Source organism: Nocardia farcinica (genome assembly GCF_029867845.1).
Classification (GTDB): domain Bacteria; phylum Actinomycetota; class Actinomycetes; order Mycobacteriales; family Mycobacteriaceae; genus Nocardia; species Nocardia farcinica_A.
This window is the reverse complement of the sequence record NZ_JARWRU010000128.1, coordinates 1-4,006: the sequence shown is the minus strand read 5'-3', so window position 1 is coordinate 4,006 and position 4,006 is coordinate 1. Positions and strand designations below refer to the sequence as shown.

Annotated in this window: 1 protein-coding gene; it reads right to left on the bottom strand. The window is 73.8% G+C overall.

What is annotated here, in order from left to right:
• Positions 1-3,736 (bottom strand): ABC transporter ATP-binding protein (locus tag QH283_RS02450; RefSeq protein ID WP_280501388.1); only part of this gene is annotated, 3,736 nt, incomplete at its 3' end.
• Between the last annotated feature and the right edge of the window lie 270 nt (positions 3,737-4,006).

Sequence of the window (4,006 nt, the reverse complement as noted above, 5' to 3'; positions counted from 1 at the left end):
TGACAGCGTCGTGTGCGACACCCGCCGGCGCGGCCGACCACAGCCGCGCGTACACCCCGCCCTCGGCCAGCAACCGCTCGTGCGGGCCGAACTCCACGACGCGCCCGCGCTCCACGACGGCGATGGCGTCGGCCCTCGCCGCGGTGGCCAGCCGGTGCGCGACGACCACCGTGGTACGGCCCCTGGCCAGCGAACTGCTCGCCGCCAGCACCGATGCCTCGGTCTCCGGGTCGAGGGTGGCGGTGGCCTCGTCCAGCAGCAGCAGATCGGGGCGGACCAGTTCGGCGCGGGCCAGCGCGATGAGCTGACGTTGCCCGGCCGACAGGCCGCGGCCGCGCTCGCCAACCGGCTGGCGCAGGCCCATCGGCAGCGCGGCGATCATGTCGCTCGCACCGACCGCCGCCACGGCCTCGGCGATCTCGGCCTCGCTCGCGGATGGTTTCCCGAATGCAATGTTGCTCGCCACATCGCCGGTGAACAGGTGAGCTTCTTGCGGCACGATGCCGAGCCGGGCGCGGTAGTCGGCGAGTCGATAGTCGCGCAGGTCGACGTCGTCGACCCGGATCGAACCGGTGCCGGTCTCGGCGCGGGGCAGGTCGTAGAGGCGGGCCAGCAGTTTGACGATGGTCGACTTGCCCGCGCCGGTCGCCCCGACCAGCGCGACGGTCGAGCCCGCCGGGATGTCGAGGTCGACCCCGTTCAGCGCTGTGGTGCTGGTGCCGGGATAGCTGAACCGCACGCGGTCGAAGTCCACCTCGCCGCGCAGGCCGTCGGTCACGGCGATCGCGTCGGCCGGGTCGGCGCCGATCGACGAGGGGGTGCGCAGCAGGTCGCCGATGCGGCGCAGACCGACCCTGGCCTGCTGGTAGCCGTCGAAGACCTGGGAGAGCTGGGTGATCGGCCCGAACAGCAGTTGCAGGTAGAGCACGAACGCCACCAGCGTGCCCGGGGTGGTGGCGCCGGCGGCCACCTCGCGGGCGCCGAAGAAGACCACCGCGGCCAGGGCCAGATCCGCCCAGGAGACCACGAACGCGAAGTACAGGGCGATGGCCCGTTGGGCGCGCATGCGCGAGTCGCGGTAGCGCTGGGAGTACTCGGCGAAGCGGCGGGCGGCGAAGCGCTCGTGCCGGTTGGCCTGCACCGCGCGCAGGCCGGTGACGTTCTCCTGGAAATCGGCGTTGACCGCCGAGACGTGCTCGCGCGAGATCGAGTAGGCGGTGGAGGACACCCGCCGGAACAGCACCGTGGCCAGGACGAGCGGCGGCACCGCGGCCAGCACCACCAGCGCCAGCGAGAAGTCGATGACCAGCAGCGCGACCGAGATGCCCGCGACCGTCAGCAGGCCGATCAGGGTGGTGGCCACGCCGGTCTGCAGGAAGCTCGACAGCGCGTCCACGTCGGTGGTCATCCTGGTCATGATCCGGCCCGACAGCTCGCGCTCGTAGTAGTCGAGCCCGAGCCGTTGCAGATGGGCGTAGCTGCGCACCCGCAGGCCGTAGAGGACCCGTTCCCCGGTGCGGGCGGTGAGCACGATGGTCACCGCGCCGACCGCCAGCGCGGCCACCACCAGCACGCCGCCGAAGACCGCCGCGCGGACCAGCGCGCCGGATTCGCCGGCGCCGACGCCGGGGTCGAGGGCGTAGCGGACCAGCGGGGGGAAGGCGATGCCGAGCACGGCGTCGGCGGCGAGCAGGGCCATCACCGACGCCACCAGCAGCCGGACCGGGCGCAGCAGCCTGGCCAGCCGGAAACCGGGATCGGGGGTGCGCAGCCGCGCGTCGTCCAGACCGGGTTCCTCGGTGGCCGGCGGCAGCGCGGCCAGGGTCCGGCGCAGTTCGGGGGTCTCGGCGATGTCGGCGGCGGCCCGGCCGAAGCCGCCGCCCGGCTTGCTCGCGGCGGCGAGTTTGCGGGTCCGCACGGCCGGCGCGGGCTCGACCGCGGGCGCGGTCGGACGATCGGGGCCGGGCAGGCGGATCACCCGGTCGGCGTGGGCGAGGGTGGACTCGCGGTGGGCGAGGATGATCGTGGTCCGCCCGCCCGGGTCGGGCAGCGCGTCGAAGATGGCGGCCTCGGTGACGGCGTCCACGGCGGAGGTCGCGTCGTCGAGGACGAGGATGCGCGGGCGGGCCAGCAGCACCCTGGCCAGGGCGATGCGCTGGCGCTGGCCGCCGGAGAGGGTCAGGCCGCGTTCGCCGACCACGGTGTCGTAGCCGTCGGGGAGTTCGGTGATGAACTCGTCGGCGGCGGCCATCCTGGCCGCCTCGCGGATCTGCTCGTCGGTGGCGTCGGGCCTGCCGAGGGAGATGTTGGCGGCGATGGTGTCGGAGAACAGGAAGGGGTCGTCGAAGACCACGCCGACGGCGGCGCGCAGCTCGTCGGCGCGCACGTCGGCCAGGTCGACGGCGATCCGATGGCCGTCCCGGGGGTGCGAGCCCGCGCCGTCGCCACCGGACGATCCGTCGCGGTGGCCGTTCGCGTGTGCCGGTCCGCCCGCGCCGAACAGCCGGATGGAACCGGAGTCGGGGGCGTAGAAGCGGGGCAGCAGCAGCGAGAGTGTGGTCTTGCCCGAGCCGGCGGGGCCGATGACGGCGACGGTCTCGCCGGGGCGGACGGTGAGGTCGAACTCGCGCAGGATCGGCCGGTCCGGCTCGAAGCCGAAGCTCACCTTGTCGATCTCGATGCCGAGCGGGCCGTCGGGCAGCGATCGCGGGTGCGGCGGGTCGACCAGCGTCGGCGCGGTGTCGATCACCTCGTTGACGCGTTCGGCGGCGGCCCTGGTGAGCTGGGCCAGGATCACCACCGAGGACATGGCGCGGGTCGCCGAGGTCATGGTGGAGACGTAGGCGGCGAAGGCGAGGAAGGTGCCGACACTGATCGTGCCGTGCAGCGCCAGCCAGCCGCCGAAGGCGATCACCGCCACCAGCCCGGCCTGCGGAATGGCCGCCACCACTGGCGCGAACCGGGAGTCGATGGCCGCGGCGCGCATGCGCTCGGCGTAGAGGCGGCGGGCATGGCGTTCCAGCAGGTCGACCATCCTGGCCTCCTGGCCGAAGCCCTTCACCACGCGCACGCCGGTGACCGTCTCCTCGACGTGCTGGGCCAGGTCGGCGGCCCGCTGCTGGGCCGACCAGGTCGCCGCGAACAGCCGAGGGCGCATCCGGTACACCGTCAGCCCGATGCCGGGCACCACCAGCAGCGCCACCAGCGCCAGCGGCGGCGAGAGCCACAACATGACCGAAGCCGCCAGCACGAATTGCAGCAACGCCATCCCCGACAGCGGGACCATCGCCAGCAGCCCCTGCACAAGTTGCAGATCGGTGATCGAGCGGGAGACCACCTGCCCGGTGCGCAGCGCGTCCTGACCGGCCCCGTCGAGCCGTTGCAGCGAGCGCAGCACCCGCACCCGCAAGCCGTGCTGCACGTCCAGGGACAGACGCCCGGCCAGCAGCCTGCGCCCGAACGCGGCTGCGAACCGCCCGACCGCCAGCACCGCGAGCAGGATCGCGACCGTCCCGATGACGTCGGTGTCGCCGACGCCGGCCGCGTCGACGGCCCGCTTGGTCAGCAGCGGCGCGGACACCTCGACCAGCGCGCCCGCCAGCAGCGTGCCGCCGATCCCGGCCAGCGTGCCGGGATGACGCAGGCATTCCGCCCACAGCCGCCGAATCCAGCCGGGGGACGCCGCATCGCCGTTCGCCGACTCCGCCGTCGACACCCCTGCCGCACTCGTCACCATCGCCTCGCCGCCACCACCGTTCCGTGTCACGTCACCGTCTTCGACGTTAGCCATCGCGTCCGACAGGTGCGCTGTTCGCCCGGACACACCGGGGCGGTGGGCGGGGAGGCGGCCGGTCAGACCTCGCGCTCGCGCAGCAGCCACCATCCGGCGCCGGCGCTCGCGACGGCCCACGACAGCAGGACCACCAGCCCGGCCGGGGTGGGCGCGAAGACCGCCGCGTCCAGGAACGAGCCGACCCCCACCCCGCCCACCGTGGCCGAGCCCGGG